The sequence below is a fragment of the Microbacterium sp. Mcb102 genome (assembly GCF_024519805.1).
In the GTDB taxonomy this organism is placed as follows: domain Bacteria; phylum Actinomycetota; class Actinomycetes; order Actinomycetales; family Microbacteriaceae; genus Microbacterium.
The window spans coordinates 151,402-166,084 of record NZ_JALJRG010000001.1 but is presented as its reverse complement, the minus strand read 5'-3'; the positions used below and the strand labels follow the sequence as shown (position 1 = coordinate 166,084).

Below are 14,683 nucleotides of genomic sequence, written 5' to 3'. Positions count from 1 at the left end.
ACCGAGCAACAATTGGGTCGCCCGACACCGTCACGGCACCTGCCAGAACGTGCTCCCGAGCGCATACACGTGGTAGATCCAGAGCCATTGGCCCAGGAGGCAGAGAGCCACCACACCGACGCGCCACCACCGCGATCGAGGAACCGCGACGGCGCCCCAGAGCGGGCTGAGAGGCAGCAGCAGGCGGAACGTGCTGGACTGTGGGAAGAACACCGCGAGGAGGTACAGCAGATAGCTGGCGCTCCACAGGCGGAGGTCGCCGCCGAGGGCGCGCACCTGGGGCGAGCGCAGGAGGGTGACGGCGGCCGCCGCGACCAGCAGCACGAGCGCCACCGGGCCCCACCACTGGGGCATGCCCCAGAGTGCGAACCAGAACTGCGACGCCTGAACCCATCCTTCGAACGGCAGGAAACCGTCGACGCCGCCGACGATCCAGTGCCGGCGCCACGCGAGTTCTGTCGCGAGATAGGCACCGGGATCGCCCGTGACGACACCGGCGATCAGTTGCCAGGCGAAGCCCGCCGCGGTCGCGAGCGCCCCGAGCGCGACGATGTGCGTGATCTCCCGCCCGGAGAGGGGTTCCTGCTTCCGCCGGAACCAGCGCACGACGCCGTGCAACCCGAGGTACAGGGCGAAGGCGAGGATCCCGGGGCGGGTGAAGGCCATCACCGGGATCAGGAGGTAGAGCCGGCCGTATTCGTGTCGGATCGTCGCGTCGAGCGCGAGGAACAGCAGCAGCAGGAACAGGGTCTCCGCGTAGCCGACCTGGAACATCGCGGCGATCGGCCCGGCAGCGAAGAACACGACCGCCCAGAGCGCGGCGGAAGCGCCGATGCGGTCGCGAAGCAGGCGATGGAGCGCAAGGCACGCGAGATACCCCGCGGCGAGCGAGATCAGGAGAGCGCCGACTCCCCAAGATCCGAAGAGGAAGCCCACCGCCTTCGCCGCAAATGCGAACACGGGCATGAATGCCCAGGCGTTCTCGGCGACGTCGCCCGACTCGGTCCGGGGAAGCTCGGTCGGATAACCGGACTCGGCGACGAGCCAGTACCACTGGGCATCCCACCCGAGGATGAAGTCTTCGAGTCCGGCATCGGCCCCGAAGCGCGAGAACGACGTCGACAGCGACGCGGCGATGAGCAGGAAGATCGTGGTCGTCGCCCGGGCGGCGACGTAGACGACCGCGATCCGCAGCGCGACCGGCGTCTGCGCCCACCGGCGAACCGTGCTCAGCGCGAGGTGAGCCATGCGCGCAGGCCCCGCTCCACGGCGTCGATCTGCGCGAGCGGCACGCGCTCCTCGTCGTGGTGCGCGAGGTGCGGGTCGCCGGGACCGTAGTTCACCGCAGGGATGCCGAGCGCCGAGAAACGGGCGACGTCGGTCCAACCGTATTTCGGGCGAGGCTCGGCGCCCACAGCCGCAACGAACTGCTGCGCGATCTCGGCGTCGAGTCCGGGGCGCGCCCCCTCGGCTGCATCGGTGATCTCGATCTCGAAGCCGGCGAGAACCCCGCGCAAGTGCGCTTCGGCGTCCGCCGCGGACTTGCTGGGAGCGAAGCGATAGTTGACCTCGACCTCGCATGCGTCGGGGATGACGTTGCCCGCGACGCCGCCGGCGATGCGGACGGCGCTCAGGCTCTCCCGATACAGAAGGCCCTCGACCGGCACTTCCCTGGCGCGGTACTCCGCGAGCCGCGTCAGGATCGGAGCAGCACGGTGGATCGCGTTCTCGCCGATCCACGCTCGTGCACTGTGCGCGCGAACGCCGGTCGTGCGCACGATCGCGCGCAGCGTGCCGTTGCATCCGCCCTCGACCTCGCCGTTGGACGGTTCGCCGAGGATGGCGAAGTCCGCCCGGAACAGGTCGGGTCGCACGGCGGCGAGCAGGCCCAGGCCATTCTTGGACGCCTCGATCTCCTCGTTGTCGTACCACATCCAGGTGATGTCGATCGCGGGATCGGTGAGCTCTGCCGCGAGCTTGAGCTGCACGGCCGTGCCCGCCTTCATGTCGACGGTTCCCCGCCCCCAGAGGTAGGGCACACCGTCGATCTCGATGTCCCTGGTCGGGAGGTTCGCGTTGATCGGCACGGTGTCGATGTGTCCGGCGATGGCGACGCGCTGAGCGCGCCCGAGTTCGGTGCGGGCGACGATCGTGTTGCCGTGGCGGAAGACCTCGAGGTGGGACAGCGGGGTGATGGCCGCTTCGATCGCATCGGCGAGGGTCTTCTCGTCGCCGGACACGCTCGGGATGTCACAGATCGCACGGGTGAGGTCGACGGAGGACGCGGTCAGATCGAGCACCATGGGTCAAGCCTACTTACCCCGTCATGCGTGAAGTCCCTCGCCTCCCGGCGCGATAGCGTGGAGGGATGAGCGACGCACGCACCGTATGGGGTATCGGCCTGACCACGATCGCCGGCGACGGCACGGTTCTCGACGCGTGGTACCCGGACGTGCGCACGGGATCTGACGCTGCAGACGATGCCGCCGTCGCCGCGCTCGAGCCCCTGGTCGGCGCCGATGAGCGACGGAACGTGACCGTCGAGATCATCCGGCTCCAGATCGACCTCGACGAGGCTCCCGGTTCCACGGCGGACGCGTACCTGCGGCTGCATGCCCTCTCGCACCTCGTCGTGCGCCCCAACGAGCTGAACCTGGACGGCATCTTCGGCCATCTGCCGAACGTCGCCTGGACGAACGCCGGGCCGGTACTCCCCGCCGACGCCGCGCGTCTGCGGCCGCACCTCCAGCGCGCCGGCATCCAGGTGCAGGGCCTGGACAAATTCCCCCGCCTGACCGACTACGTGCAGCCTGCGGGCGTCCGGATCGCTGACGCCTCGCGCGTGCGGCTCGGCGCACATCTCTCCCCCGGCACCACCGTCATGCATGAGGGCTTCGTCAACTTCAACGCCGGAACGCTCGGCTCCTCCATGGTCGAGGGACGCATCTCGCAGGGCGTCGTCGTGGGCGACGGCAGCGACATCGGCGGCGGTTCCTCGATCATGGGCACGCTCTCGGGCGGTGGCACTCACCGGGTGTCGATCGGTGCACGCACCCTGCTCGGAGCGAACGCCGGCATCGGCATCTCCCTCGGCGACGACTGCGTCGTCGAGGCGGGCCTGTACGTGACCGCCGGGACGAAGATCGTGCTGGTCGACGGCCCGGTGACGCCGGACGGCGGACGGAAGACCGTGAAGGGCGGAGAGCTCTCCGGCCAGGACGGACTGCTCTTCCGACGGAACTCCCTCAGCGGCGCCGTCGAGGCCGTGCGCCGCGCCGGAGTGGGCGTGACGCTCAACGAGGCCCTCCACGCCTGAGAGCCGCCCGCGCGCCTTCATCGTCAGCCCGCGACCCGCGCGTGGAGGCGGCATGCAGCCGACGGCATGCACGCACTGGTAGACTGACACCGTTGTCCGCACCGCCGGTGCTGCAACATCGTCGTCGTCATGGGGTCTCCGAGGACCGAAGCGAGCAGAACTGCTCCCACCACCAGCATGAGCTGGCATTTCGAACGGCGAACCGATGCGCAATTCCTGCGCCGTCGCCCACCTCACCCCTTATCTCGCGCCGATCACTCGTGCGCTGACGGAGTTCCTGCATGTCTACTTTCCTTGAACTCGGCGTTCCCGCCGAGCTCGCCGCCGTTCTCGCCGATTCGGGCAAGACGGAGGCCTTCGCGATCCAGCGCGACACCCTTCCCGACTCCCTCGCGGGACGCGACCTCCTGGGCCGCGGACGCACGGGCAGCGGCAAGACCATCGCCTTCGCCCTGCCGCTCGTGGCGCGCCTCGCCGCATCCGGCGGTCAGCGCCGCGCAGGTCTCCCGCGCGGACTCGTCCTCGCTCCGACCCGCGAGCTCGCGACGCAGATCGCCGCGACCATCGCCCCGCTCGCCGAGGCTGCCGGTCTGCGCGTCACGACCGTCTTCGGCGGTGTCAGCCAGCGTCCGCAGGAGCAGGCGCTGCGCGGCGGCGTCGACATCGTCGTTGCCTGCCCCGGTCGACTCGAAGACCTCATGAAGCAGCAGGTCGTGCGCCTCAGCGCGATCGAGGTCACCGTGCTCGACGAGGCCGACCACATGGCCGACCTCGGCTTCCTCCCCGGCGTCACCCGCATCCTCACCGCAACGCCGGCCGGTGGCCAGCGTCTCCTGTTCAGCGCCACGCTGGACCGCGGCATCGACACCCTCGCCCGCCGTTTCCTCTCGAACGCGGTCAGCCACGAGGTCGATGAAGAGAGCGTGCCCGTGGGCGAGATGACCCACCGCGTGCTGGTCGTCGACTCCACCGATAACAAGACCGCTCTCGTGAAGGAGCTCGCCTCCGGCACCGGACGCCGCATCCTCTTCACCCGCACCAAGCACCAGGCGAAGAAGCTCGCGAAGCAGCTCACGGCTGCCGGGATCCCGGCCGTCGACCTGCACGGCAACCTGTCGCAGAACGCTCGCGAGCGCAACCTCGGTGCGTTCTCCGCAGCACCGGAAGACGGCGGAGTGCGCGTCCTCGTCGCGACCGATGTCGCCGCCCGTGGTGTGCACGTCGACAACGTCGACCTCGTCGTCCACGTCGACCCGCCCGTCGAGCACAAGGCGTACCTGCACCGTTCCGGACGTACGGCTCGTGCCGGCGCGGCCGGCACCGTCGTGACCGTCGTGCTTCCCGAGCAGCGCCGCGATGTGAAGGACCTGTTGCGCAAGGCGGCCATCTCGGCTCCGCTGGAAGATGTCACGACCGCTGCCGTCACCGCCCTGGTCCCCGAGCGCGCCCCGCACGTGCGTCCGGCCCCGGTGCAGGCTCCGCAGCAGCAGCAGCGTCAGTCCTCCAAGCAGCGTCCGGCCGGCGGCGAGAAGAGCGGCGCGGCGAACCCGCCCGCGCGTCGTCGTCGCCGCCCCCGCGCCGGTGGCGCCGGCGGCCAGGGCAGCGGCTACCAGGGCGGTGGCTACTCCACGCAGAGTGGCCAGTCCCGTCAGGGCGGTGGCCGCAGCTCGCAGGGTCGCTGACCCGCGGACGCAGCTCGACTGAAAAGCGCCCCTTCCGCTTCGGCGGAAGGGGCGCTTTCTCGTTGTGCGCTCAGCGAGTCGGGAACGACCGCTCGGGAGACCCCGTGTACAGCTGCTGCGGACGGCCGATCTTGGTCTGCGGGTCGAGCTGCAGCTCGCGCCACTGGGCCAGCCAGCCGGGCAGACGACCGATGGCGAACAGCACCGTGAACATCCGGGTCGGGAAGCCCATCGCCTTGTAGATGACGCCCGTGTAGAAGTCGACGTTCGGGTACAGTCGACGCTCACGGAAGTAGTCGTCGGCGAGGGCGAGTTCCTCGAGCTCCTTCGCGAGGTCGAGCAGCGGGTCGGTGACGCCCAGCGACGAGAGCACCTCGTCGGCGGCGTCCTTGACCAGCTTGGCCCGCGGGTCGTAGTTCTTGTAGACGCGGTGCCCGAAGCCCATCAGCTTCACGCCCTCTTCCTTGTTCTTCACCCGCTCCACGAAGCGTGAGACGCTCTGGCCGGAGTCGCGGATCTGACCCAGCATGGTCAGGACGGCCTCATTGGCACCGCCGTGCAGCGGACCGGAGAGCGCCTGGATGCCGGCGGAGACCGAGGCGAACTGGTTCGCACCGGTGGAGCCCACGAGGCGGACCGTCGAGGTGGAGGCGTTCTGCTCGTGGTCCTCGTGGAGGATCAGGAGCAGCTCGAGAGCCTTCGACATGACCGGGTTGACCTCGTACTCCTCGCTGTGCACGCCGAAGTTGAGCTTGAGGAAGTTGTCCACGAAACTCAGCGAGTTGTCGGGGTAGAGGAATGCCTGGCCGACGCTCTTCTTGTGCGCGTACGCCGCGATCACGGGCAGCTTGGCGAGCATGCGCACCATGTTGAGCTCGACGTGCTCGGGGTTGTGCGGGTCGGTCTGCCCCTCGTAGTACGTCGAGAGGGCGGCGACCGCCGACGAGAGCACCGACATGGGGTGCGCCGTGTGCGGCAGCGCCGAGAAGAAGCGCTTGAGGTCTTCGTGCAGCAGCGTGTGACGGCGGATCTTCTCGTCGAACTCTGCGAGCTCCGAAGCCGAGGGCAGTTCGCCGTAGATCAGGAGCCAGGCGACCTCGAGGTAGCTCGTGGACCCTGCCAGCTGCTCGATCGGGTACCCGCGGTAGCGCAGGATGCCCTTGTCTCCGTCGATGAAGGTGATGTCGGACTTCGTGGACGCCGTGTTGACGAAGCCGTAGTCGAGGCCCGTGTAGCCGGTCTGCCGGGTCAGCGTCGAGAAGTCGATGCTGTCGTGGCCTGCCGTGCCGCGCAGTACCGGGAATTCGGCGGTCGTATCGCCGATCGTCAGCTTCGCCGTCTGCTCTGCCGCTGCGCTCACGCGGTCCTCCTCCTGGCGTCCGACCCCGCTGGTCGCGGTATATCGGACAAGATCTTGATCAAGTCGGAACTGGCGATCTCACGGCGCTGTGGCACCAGGTCGAGACACGACCGAATCGCTTTTACAGCCTAGTAGGCACACAGGCCTACTGTGACATCCGCCAAACAGATGCGAACTTCACGGAGAAAACCTACAGAGCGGAGGCGGTGAGGCGGCGCGCGGCTTCTCGCACCCGCTCGGTGGGAGCGGTCAGCGCGAGGCGCACATGCTGCGAGGAGTCCGCACCGTAGAACGGACCGGGACCGGCGAGGATGCCGAGGTCGGCGAGGCGACCCATCGACTCCCAGGCATCGCGCCCTTCCGTCGCCCAGAGGTACAGTCCTGCTTCCGAACCGTCGATGCGGAAGCCTGCGGCCTCCAGCGCGGGGCGCAGTGCTTCTCGCCTGGTGCGGTACAGGTTCTTCTGGGCCGCGACGTGCTCGTCGTCACCGAGCGCGACCGCCATGGCGTGTTGCACGGGTGCGGGCGGCATGAGCCCGAGGTGCTTGCGAGCGGTGAGCAGTTCTCCGACCACGCGCGCGCAGCCGGCGACGAACGCGGCGCGGTAGCCGGCGAGGTTCGACTGCTTGCTCAGCGAGTACACGCTGAGCAGGTTCGCCCTACTGCCGCCGGTCACCCGAGGGTCGAGGATCGAGGGGATCGGCTCGGTCGCCCAGTTTCCGTCCCAGCCCAGCTCGGCGTAGCACTCGTCGCTCGCGAGGACGGCACCCAGCTCGCGCGCACGGCGCACGGCCGCGGCGAGCTCATCGACCGTCCAGGTCCGGCCGTCCGGGTTGCCCGGAGTGTTGATCCAGATGAGCTTGGTGCCCTCCGGCCACTCGGCGGGATCGTCGGCCGGGAGCGGCGTCGCACCGACCACCCGGGCGCCGACCTCGTATGTCGGGTACGCGACTCGCGGATGCACGACGACGTCGCCCGCACCGAGTCCGAGGAGCGTGGGCAGCAGCGCGACAAGCTCCTTGGAGCCGATAGTCGGCAACACGTTGTCGACGCGGAGGTCGGGTACTCCCCGGCGCCGCGCGTACCATTCGACGATGGCTTCGCGCAGCGTCGGCGTGCCGACCGTCTGCGGATAGGCGTGTGCGTCGGTCGCCTCGGCCAGGGCACGGCGGATGAGCTCCGGCGTCGGATCCACCGGCGAGCCCACGGAGAGATCCACCAGACCCTCCGGATGCTGCGCGGCACGCTCACGGAACGGGACGACGGCATCCCACGGGTAGTCGGCGAGGTCGCGGACGCTCACAGAAGACGCCTACTCGCCCTGGGGCGGGAGCGCGGCGATGATCGGGTGGTCGAACGTGTAGACGCCGACCTTGGCGGCGCCTCCGGGCGAGCCGATCTCGTCGAAGAACTCGACGTTGGCCTTGTAGTAGTCCTGCCATTCGTCGGGCAGGTCGTCTTCGTAGTAGATGGCCTCGACCGGGCACACCGGTTCGCAGGCGCCGCAATCCACGCACTCGTCGGGGTGGATGTACAACGACCGTTCCCCCTCGTAGATGCAGTCAACGGGGCACTCGTCGATGCAGGCGCGATCCTTGACATCGACGCACGGGAGGGCGATCACATACGTCACCCCTTCAGTCTACGACTCGTGGCGCTCGGGTTCCTGCGCGGCAGGTGCGACCGTGCGGACGGGAACCCGTGAGAAGGAGGGCCAGGCGATCACGAGCAGCACGATTCCCGCGACCAGGTAGGTCCAGATCTGCCCACTGAGCGAGTCCGGGACGACGACGGATCCGCCGGGCCCCACGCCGGAGATCAGCACCAGCATGCCGATCATGCCGAGTCCGGCTGCCACCGCCGCTCCCCTGTCGTGTGTGAGCGCTCGTACGGCGACGAGGATCGCCGCGCAGGCGATGGCGGCCACGATGAGCCCCACCGGGATCGGCCCCCACATCACGCTGTGCGCGATCGTGCCGGCGATGCCGTAGACGCCGCCCACCAGGGCCGCAGCGACCCACGACAACACTCTCGACACCCAGCTCACGCGCACCCGTCGATCTTACCGGCGCCGCCTGTGGCCGAGCAGTCGCTCAGGAGGCGAGACCGAAGAGCCGCAGGAGCGCCGCGACGAGCGCGGCCGCTGCCACGACGACGAGGAACGACTGCCGAAGCCACAGGAGCCCTCCCGCGACCAGCAGGGCGGGCACGCGCGCGTCCACCGTGATGGCCTGGCCGTCGCCGAGGGTCTGCACCGCGACGAGTGCGGCCAGGAGCGCCACGGTCAGCAGGTCGGAGATGCGAGCAGTGCGAGGCGCTTCGAGGACCTTGGGCGGCACCAGGTATCCGGCGGCTTTGAGCGCGACACAGATGAGCGCGGCGAGGAGGATCGCACTCCACAGGCTCATGGCGCCCCCTCCGTTCCGACGCGGGCGTGATCCTCCGGCGGCGTCTCGCGGCGGCCCAGCCAGTTGAACCAGCCGACGGCGATCGCGACGACCGCCGCGACGAGCACCGGGAGACCCGGCATGAGGAAGGGGGTGAACGCCGCAGCGACCACCGCAGCCGCCACGCCCACCACGATGGCCTGCCGCTGCCGGAGCCGCGGCCAGAGCAGCGCGAGGAACGCGGCAGCAGCAGCGGCGTCGAGACCCCAGGTCCGGGGGTCTCCGAGCACGTCACCGACGAGCGCACCGACGAGGGTCGTGATGTTCCAGCCCACGAAGATGCCGATGCCGGTCACCCAGAAGCCCACCTGACGCAGCCGCGGGTCGCCCTGTGAGATCGCCACGGCCGTCGACTCATCGATCGTGAAGTGCGCGGCGGCAGCCTTGCGCACCGGCCCTCCGCCGACGATCGGCGACATGCGCATTCCGTAGGCCACGTTGCGCACGCCGAGGAGGGCGGCGGACGCGACCGCAGAGGGCAGAGCGGCGAGGCCTCCGGCGGTGAAGACGCCGACGAATGCGAACTGCGATCCTCCGGTGAACATCAGGAGGCTGAGGACGCAGGTCTGCCAGACATCGAGCCCGGACGCGACAGCCAACGCTCCGAAGGAGACGCCGTAGGCGCTGGTCGCGAGCACGACGCCGAGCGCCTCGCGCCAGACCTCACGCTCGGCGGTCATCGCACGCCCTGCGGATCCTTGTTCGCTTCGCTGAACACATGACCATAATTCTGAACAGTCGCGAACGGATAGTCAAGCGAACGAACGTTTGACATGATGAACGCATGGAAGACCTTCGCACGCGCATCGCCCGCACTCTGCGCCGAGAACGAGAGGCCGTCGGCCTGTCGGTCTCGGAACTCGCGCGCCGCGCTGGTGTGTCCAAAGCGACCGTGTCGCAGCTCGAGAGCGGAGCGGGCAATCCCAGCGTCGAAACACTGTGGGCCCTCGGAGTGGCCCTCGGAGTGCCGTTCGCCGTCCTCGTCGACCAGCACAGCAACGCGCCCACCCTGATCCGCGCCGACGACCTCGCCGGCGTCCCCTCCTCCGCGGCCGCCTACAGCGCGACGCTGCTGTCGGCCAGCCCTCCCGGCGCGCGCCGTGACATCTACCTGATCCAGGCCGAACCGGGCGATGCCCGACGCTCCGACCCGCACCACCCGGGCACCATCGAGCACGTCATCCTGGTCTCCGGCCAAGCACTGATCGGACCGGTCGACGAGCCGGTGCTCCTCAACCCCGGCGACTACCTGACATATGCCGGCGACGCCCCGCACATCTTCGAAGCGACAGCCGTCGGTACGAGCGCGGCGCTCATCTCCGAGCTCCGCTGAGGCTCACCCACCGCCGGCGACAGGCGACGGGTCGGGGCGTCACAGCCTCAGTACCAGTTCATCGCCTGCGAGTGTGACCAGGCGCTGCACGGGGTTCCGTAGGCCGCCGAGATGTACTCGAGGCCCCAGGCGATCTGCGTGGCGGCACTGGTCTGCCAGTCGGCTCCCGCCGATGCCATCTTGCTGCCGGGCAGCGCCTGCGGAATGCCGGTAGCCCCGCCGTCGGCGTTGTATGCCTGGTAGTTCCAGCCCGACTCCTTGGTCCACAGGGAGTCCAGGCACGAGAACTGATCCCCGCCCCAGCCGTACCGGCTCGACATCTGCTGCTGCGCGGAGGCCTTCGCACCCTCGACGGTGTTGGCGGACGCGAGCGCCGCGGCGGCCGCCCGCTCGGCAGCTGCATGCTCTGCCGCCGCCTTGGCCGCGGCTGCAGCGGCTTCCTCCGCAGCCCGCTTCTCCTGTGCCGCGGTGAGCGCGGCACGCAGATCCTCCGTGTCCGAGACGACCTTCGCGAGCTCCGACTCCACGTCGTCGGTGACGATGCCCACGAGGAGCAACGGGGTCACCTCACTGTCGGAGAGCTTGTCGATGCCGCTCTCGAGCTCGGTCGTGTCGACCGACGTCGAGACACCCACGTCGAGGCCGGATGCTGCAACGTCGGCGCTCACCGCCTCGGCGGCCGCGACAGCACTCCGGGCCTCCACGCGCGTAGACGAAGCGTCTGCGGTGATCTGCGCCAGCGGCTCGGCACCGGACAGTGCGGGCGCGGCGACGGCGATGGCCGGGCTCATGGCGGCCGCGGCAGAGGTGGAGGCCAGGCCCACGCTGAGCGTGATTCCGACCAGGGTGGCGGCGGTCACTCCGAGGATGGCCATCGGGCGGCGGGCGGTGACGGCGGCGCGGGCGGACGCCGCGTCCGAGGCACGCCGAAGCGCACGGGTTTTCTGAAGCATCGGGTTCGACTTTCGGGTTGTCGTACGCCCTCGCAGGAGACTCATCGGGAGCTCGTCCCGGGCGCAAGCCAACGAGTCTGCACCATCAACCTGAGTGAAAACCATCCCTGACCTGGGGTTTACATGAGAAGAGGGCCTCGCGCACGCCTTTCGGCGGCACGAGGCCCTCTTCTCGGAGCAGACTCAGGCGCTGGCGTCCTGGCGCTTCAGACGCGCGGTCTCGCGAGCACGGGTGTTCGCATCGAGGTTCACCTTGCGGATGCGGACGACCTCGGGCGTGACCTCGACGCATTCGTCGTCACGTGCGAACTCGAGGCTCTCCTCGAGCGTCAGCTGGCGCGGAGGCGTCATCGACTCGAAGGTGTCGGAGCTCGCCGCACGCATGTTGGTGAGCTTCTTCTCCTTCGTGATGTTCACGTCCATGTCGTCGGCGCGGGAGTTCTCGCCGATGACCATTCCCTCGTAGACCTCCTGCGTGGGCTGCACGAAGAACGACATGCGCTCCTGCAGGGCGATCATCGCGAACGGGGTGACGACACCCTGGCGGTCGGCGACGATCGAGCCGTTCTGACGCGTCGTGATGGAGCCGGCCCATGGCTCGTAGCCGTGCGAGATCGCGTTCGCGATGCCGGTGCCGCGCGTGGTGGTGAGGAACTCGCTGCGGAAGCCGATCAGGCCGCGCGACGGGACGACGAACTCCATGCGCACCCAGCCGGTGCCGTGGTTCGTCATGTTCTCCATGCGACCCTTGCGGCCCGCCAGCAGCTGGGTGATCGCGCCGAGGTGCTCCTCCGGCGTGTCGATCGTGAGGTGCTCGAACGGCTCGTAGGTCTTGCCGTCGATCTTCTTCGTGACCACCTGCGGCTTGCCGACGGTGAGCTCGAAGCCCTCGCGGCGCATGTTCTCGACGAGGATGGCGAGGGCGAGCTCTCCGCGGCCCTGCACCTCCCACGCATCCGGACGTCCGATGTCGACGACCTTGAGCGAGACGTTGCCGATGAGCTCCTTGTCGAGACGGTCCTTGACCATGCGAGCGGTGAGCTTGTGGCCCTTGACCTTGCCCATGAGCGGGGAGGTGTTGGTGCCGATCGTCATCGAGATGGCAGGGTCGTCGACCGTGATGGCCGGCAGCGGACGCACGTCCTCGGGGTCGGCGATGGTCTCGCCGATGGTGATGTTCTCGAAACCGGCGATGGCGACGATGTCGCCGGGGCCTGCGGAATCGGCCGGATAGCGCTCGAGTGCGCGTGTCTTCAGGAGCTCGGTGATGCGCGCGTTCTGGTGCGTGCCGTCGGCACGGACCCAGGCCACGGTCTGGCCCTTCTTGAGCGTGCCGTTGAAGACGCGCAGCAGCGCGAGACGGCCGAGGAACGGGCTGGAGTCGAGGTTCGTGACCCAGGCCTGCAGCGGGTGCTCGTCGTCGTAGGACGGCGCGGGCACGTGCTCGAGGATCGCCTCGAACAGCGGCTCGAGGTCGTCGTTGTCGGGCAGCGAGCCGTCGGCGGGACGGTTCTGCGACGCGGCGCCGGCACGACCGGAGGCGTAGACGACCGGCACGTCGAGCAGCGCGTCGACGTCGAGGTCGGGCACGTCGTCGACCAGGTCGGAAGCGAGGCCCAGCAGCAGGTCGTGCGCCTCTTCCTCGACCTCGGCGATGCGCGCGTCGGGACGGTCGGTCTTGTTGACGAGCAGGATGACCGGCAGCTTCGACTCGAGCGCCTTGCGCAGCACGAAGCGGGTCTGGGGCAGCGGACCCTCACTGGCGTCGACCAGCAGCACGACACCGTCGACCATGGACAGGCCGCGCTCGACCTCGCCACCGAAGTCGGCGTGACCGGGGGTGTCGATCACGTTGATCGTGATCTCCTTGCCGCCGGCGTGCTTGCCCTTGTACGTGATCGCCGTGTTCTTGGCGAGGATCGTGATGCCCTTCTCACGCTCCAGGTCGTTGGAGTCCATGGCGCGCTCATCGACGTGGGCGTGTTCGCCGAAGGAGCCCGTCTGACGCAGCATGGCGTCGACGAGAGTCGTCTTGCCGTGGTCGACGTGGGCGACGATTGCGACGTTGCGGAGGTCAGAGCGGAGGGCGTGCGCCATGCAGGTGTCCTAAAGAGTGTGGGATTTTGCCGGGAAGCCGACGTTCCAGGATAACGCAAGCTCAGGGCGTGTTCCTGAAAACAGGTCGTAGCATCGAGATCGTGACCCGACCGCAGGCCTCCGGAGACCTTCCCGAGCTCTCCCCCGCCCCCTCTCGCGCACGGCTGTGGTGGGAGATCGCGATCGTCCTGGCGCTCGGGCTCGGGCAGTCCGCCGTGTACGCGATCGTGCAGCTCGCCTACCGCCTCACCGATGAGATCCCGATCGCCGATCAGGTCGCGAAGCTGAACCCCTCACGCAGCGACCGGGAGATCTTCGACCTCATCTACCAGGTGCTCGCGATCGGTTTCTCGCTCGTCCCCGTGCTGCTGGTGTGCTTCCTGCTCTGGCAGTCGCGCCGACCGCACCTGGGGCAGCTGGGGCTGGACGGCACCAGGGCGGGGCGCGACATCGGTCGCGGCGTCCTGCTGGTCCTGGCCATCGGCGTGCCCGGCATCGGCCTCTACATCGCCGGTCGCGCGCTCGGGATGACCGTGGCGATCGACCCCGCCGGCATCGACGCCTACTGGTGGACGGTGCCCGTCCTTCTGCTCGCTGCCGCACGGGCCTCGCTGCAGGAGGAGTTCGTTCTGCTCGGATATCTCTTCACGCGGCTGAAGCAGCTCGGCTGGGGGCCGTGGTCGATCATCATCGGCACATCGGTGCTGCGGGCCAGCTACCACCTGTATCAGGGCTATCCCGCGTTCTTCGGGAACCTCGCGATGGGTCTGCTGTTCGGCTGGCTGTATCAGCGCTCAGGGCGCCTGATGCCGTTCCTGGTCGCGCACTTCCTTATCGATGCGGCCGCGTTCGTCGGGTACCCGTGGGCGGCAGCGCTGTGGCCCGACCTGTTCGGACTCCCCGGCTGAGCCGAAGAGTCGCGGTCAACCCGCGTTCGCCACGAGGACGGCCAGCACGGCCCAGACGACGATCACGACCAGCGCGATCGTGGCCGGACGATCCCAGCTGCGTCGGATCGGGGCGTCCGCGGTGGCGGGGGCGGCTTCCCAGCGCTCCTCGATCTCGGTGAGCGCGCGGATGCCTGCGGGCATCTTCTCCTCGCCGTCGCCCCCGCGAGCGGGCATGCGGATCGGGCCGGCCTTGGCCGGTCCCCCGTAGCAGGCGAGATCCTTCCCGTCGTCGAGCGAGAAGATCAGCTGCCACCGCAGGTCGACGGCGCGCACGCGCTGCCAGCCGAATGTGATGCGGCGGAGCAGGTTCTGCACCACCACACCGTCGTCGTCGATGCGCACGGCCGAGGCGAAGGAGCTCACATACACGAGCCAGAGCACCAGCAGCACCCACGGGGCGAGCAGCAGCATCGGCCCCCACCCGGCCCGCAGGACGGCATCGCCCAACAGGAACAGGGCCAGAAGCGAGCCGATCACGAGCGCGGCGGGACCGGAGGGCGCACGGAATGTCCGTACGCCCTCCGACCTGTCGTCCGTCGTCACCG

General features: G+C 68.9%; 15 protein-coding genes. 4 read left to right on the top strand and 11 right to left on the bottom strand.

All coding sequences use genetic code 11. The features are described from left to right. Positions 1 to 30: 30 nt before the first annotated feature. Both OC372_RS00815 and dapE read right to left on the bottom strand, forming a co-directional pair. Entirely contained in the window at positions 31 to 1,248 is a 1,218-nt protein-coding gene (locus OC372_RS00815) for a hypothetical protein (RefSeq protein ID WP_262000647.1), read from the bottom strand. Beyond that, positions 1,230 to 2,303: a succinyl-diaminopimelate desuccinylase gene (dapE, locus tag OC372_RS00810; RefSeq protein ID WP_105709596.1), complete on the bottom strand. Its 1,074-nt coding sequence runs from the start codon at positions 2,301 to 2,303 to the stop codon at positions 1,230 to 1,232. The genes OC372_RS00815 and dapE overlap by 19 nt, the downstream gene beginning before the upstream one ends. Before the next feature lie 65 nt (positions 2,304 to 2,368). Between dapE and dapD the strand changes: the two genes are divergently transcribed. Next, on the top strand, positions 2,369 to 3,316 hold the full coding sequence (gene dapD, locus OC372_RS00805) for a 2,3,4,5-tetrahydropyridine-2,6-dicarboxylate N-succinyltransferase (protein WP_262000646.1): 948 nt from the start codon (positions 2,369 to 2,371) through the stop codon (positions 3,314 to 3,316). Positions 3,317 to 3,597: 281 nt separating this feature from the next. Further along, a complete protein-coding gene (locus OC372_RS00800; RefSeq protein ID WP_105709594.1) occupies positions 3,598 to 4,998 on the top strand; it encodes a DEAD/DEAH box helicase in 1,401 nt (466 codons plus the stop codon). A gap of 70 nt (positions 4,999 to 5,068) precedes the next feature. On the opposite strand, the gene OC372_RS00795 is transcribed toward OC372_RS00800, so the two are convergent. The 6 genes from OC372_RS00795 to OC372_RS00770 all read right to left on the bottom strand — a co-directional run bounded on the left by OC372_RS00795 (position 5,069) and on the right by OC372_RS00770 (position 9,485). Continuing rightward, positions 5,069 to 6,358: a citrate synthase gene (locus OC372_RS00795; protein WP_081859847.1), complete on the bottom strand. Its 1,290-nt coding sequence runs from the start codon at positions 6,356 to 6,358 to the stop codon at positions 5,069 to 5,071. A 190-nt stretch (positions 6,359 to 6,548) separates the two neighbouring features. Further along, the gene (gene dapC, locus OC372_RS00790; RefSeq protein WP_262000645.1) at positions 6,549 to 7,661 is read right to left on the bottom strand and encodes a succinyldiaminopimelate transaminase; all 1,113 of its coding nucleotides are present in this window, start codon (positions 7,659 to 7,661) and stop codon (positions 6,549 to 6,551) included. 9 nt (positions 7,662 to 7,670) lie between these two features. Continuing rightward, positions 7,671 to 7,991 carry a ferredoxin gene (fdxA, locus tag OC372_RS00785; RefSeq protein ID WP_046013877.1) on the bottom strand — a complete coding sequence of 107 codons (321 nt, stop codon included), beginning with the start codon at positions 7,989 to 7,991 and terminating at the stop codon, positions 7,671 to 7,673. A 9-nt stretch (positions 7,992 to 8,000) separates the two neighbouring features. Beyond that, the gene (locus OC372_RS00780; protein ID WP_029262902.1) at positions 8,001 to 8,411 is read right to left on the bottom strand and encodes a hypothetical protein; all 411 of its coding nucleotides are present in this window, start codon (positions 8,409 to 8,411) and stop codon (positions 8,001 to 8,003) included. Positions 8,412 to 8,451: 40 nt separating this feature from the next. After that, the gene (locus tag OC372_RS00775; RefSeq protein ID WP_029262903.1) at positions 8,452 to 8,766 is read right to left on the bottom strand and encodes an AzlD domain-containing protein; all 315 of its coding nucleotides are present in this window, start codon (positions 8,764 to 8,766) and stop codon (positions 8,452 to 8,454) included. Next, entirely contained in the window at positions 8,763 to 9,485 is a 723-nt protein-coding gene (locus OC372_RS00770) for an AzlC family ABC transporter permease (RefSeq protein WP_262000644.1), read from the bottom strand. The genes OC372_RS00775 and OC372_RS00770 overlap by 4 nt, the downstream gene beginning before the upstream one ends. Before the next feature lie 104 nt (positions 9,486 to 9,589). On the opposite strand from OC372_RS00770, the gene OC372_RS00765 reads away from it, so the two are divergent. Beyond that, a complete protein-coding gene (locus tag OC372_RS00765) occupies positions 9,590 to 10,138 on the top strand; it encodes a helix-turn-helix domain-containing protein (protein WP_105709591.1) in 549 nt (182 codons plus the stop codon). A gap of 47 nt (positions 10,139 to 10,185) precedes the next feature. On the opposite strand, the gene OC372_RS00760 is transcribed toward OC372_RS00765, so the two are convergent. Together OC372_RS00760 and typA are read right to left on the bottom strand one after the other, a co-directional pair. Next, positions 10,186 to 11,091, bottom strand: a complete 906-nt coding sequence (locus OC372_RS00760; protein WP_262000643.1) for a phospholipase — start codon at positions 11,089 to 11,091, stop codon at positions 10,186 to 10,188. A gap of 183 nt (positions 11,092 to 11,274) precedes the next feature. Continuing rightward, complete coding sequence (typA, locus tag OC372_RS00755; RefSeq protein WP_029262907.1) at positions 11,275 to 13,188, bottom strand: translational GTPase TypA; 1,914 nt, start codon at positions 13,186 to 13,188, stop codon at positions 11,275 to 11,277. Positions 13,189 to 13,289: 101 nt separating this feature from the next. On the opposite strand from typA, the gene OC372_RS00750 reads away from it, so the two are divergent. Continuing rightward, positions 13,290 to 14,096: a CPBP family intramembrane glutamic endopeptidase gene (locus OC372_RS00750; RefSeq protein ID WP_262000642.1), complete on the top strand. Its 807-nt coding sequence runs from the start codon at positions 13,290 to 13,292 to the stop codon at positions 14,094 to 14,096. A 15-nt stretch (positions 14,097 to 14,111) separates the two neighbouring features. On the opposite strand, the gene OC372_RS00745 is transcribed toward OC372_RS00750, so the two are convergent. Continuing rightward, complete coding sequence (locus tag OC372_RS00745) at positions 14,112 to 14,681, bottom strand: PH domain-containing protein (protein WP_029262909.1); 570 nt, start codon at positions 14,679 to 14,681, stop codon at positions 14,112 to 14,114. Positions 14,682 to 14,683 lie beyond the last annotated feature (2 nt).

What these genes read in the sequence shown, in the direction of transcription:
- dapE (WP_105709596.1), bottom strand. Translation starts at nt 2,303, where the DNA reads ATGGTGCTCGATCTGACCGCGTCCTCCGTCGACCTCACCCGTGCGATC.
- OC372_RS00760 (WP_262000643.1), bottom strand. Translation starts at nt 11,091, where the DNA reads ATGCTTCAGAAAACCCGTGCGCTTCGGCGTGCCTCGGACGCGGCGTCC.
- dapD (WP_262000646.1), top strand. Translation starts at nt 2,369, where the DNA reads ATGAGCGACGCACGCACCGTATGGGGTATCGGCCTGACCACGATCGCC.
- OC372_RS00765 (WP_105709591.1), top strand. Translation starts at nt 9,590, where the DNA reads ATGGAAGACCTTCGCACGCGCATCGCCCGCACTCTGCGCCGAGAACGA.
- typA (WP_029262907.1), bottom strand. Translation starts at nt 13,188, where the DNA reads ATGGCGCACGCCCTCCGCTCTGACCTCCGCAACGTCGCAATCGTCGCC.
- OC372_RS00775 (WP_029262903.1), bottom strand. Translation starts at nt 8,766, where the DNA reads ATGAGCCTGTGGAGTGCGATCCTCCTCGCCGCGCTCATCTGTGTCGCG.
- OC372_RS00815 (WP_262000647.1), bottom strand. Translation starts at nt 1,248, where the DNA reads ATGGCTCACCTCGCGCTGAGCACGGTTCGCCGGTGGGCGCAGACGCCG.
- OC372_RS00800 (WP_105709594.1), top strand. Translation starts at nt 3,598, where the DNA reads ATGTCTACTTTCCTTGAACTCGGCGTTCCCGCCGAGCTCGCCGCCGTT.
- OC372_RS00770 (WP_262000644.1), bottom strand. Translation starts at nt 9,485, where the DNA reads ATGACCGCCGAGCGTGAGGTCTGGCGCGAGGCGCTCGGCGTCGTGCTC.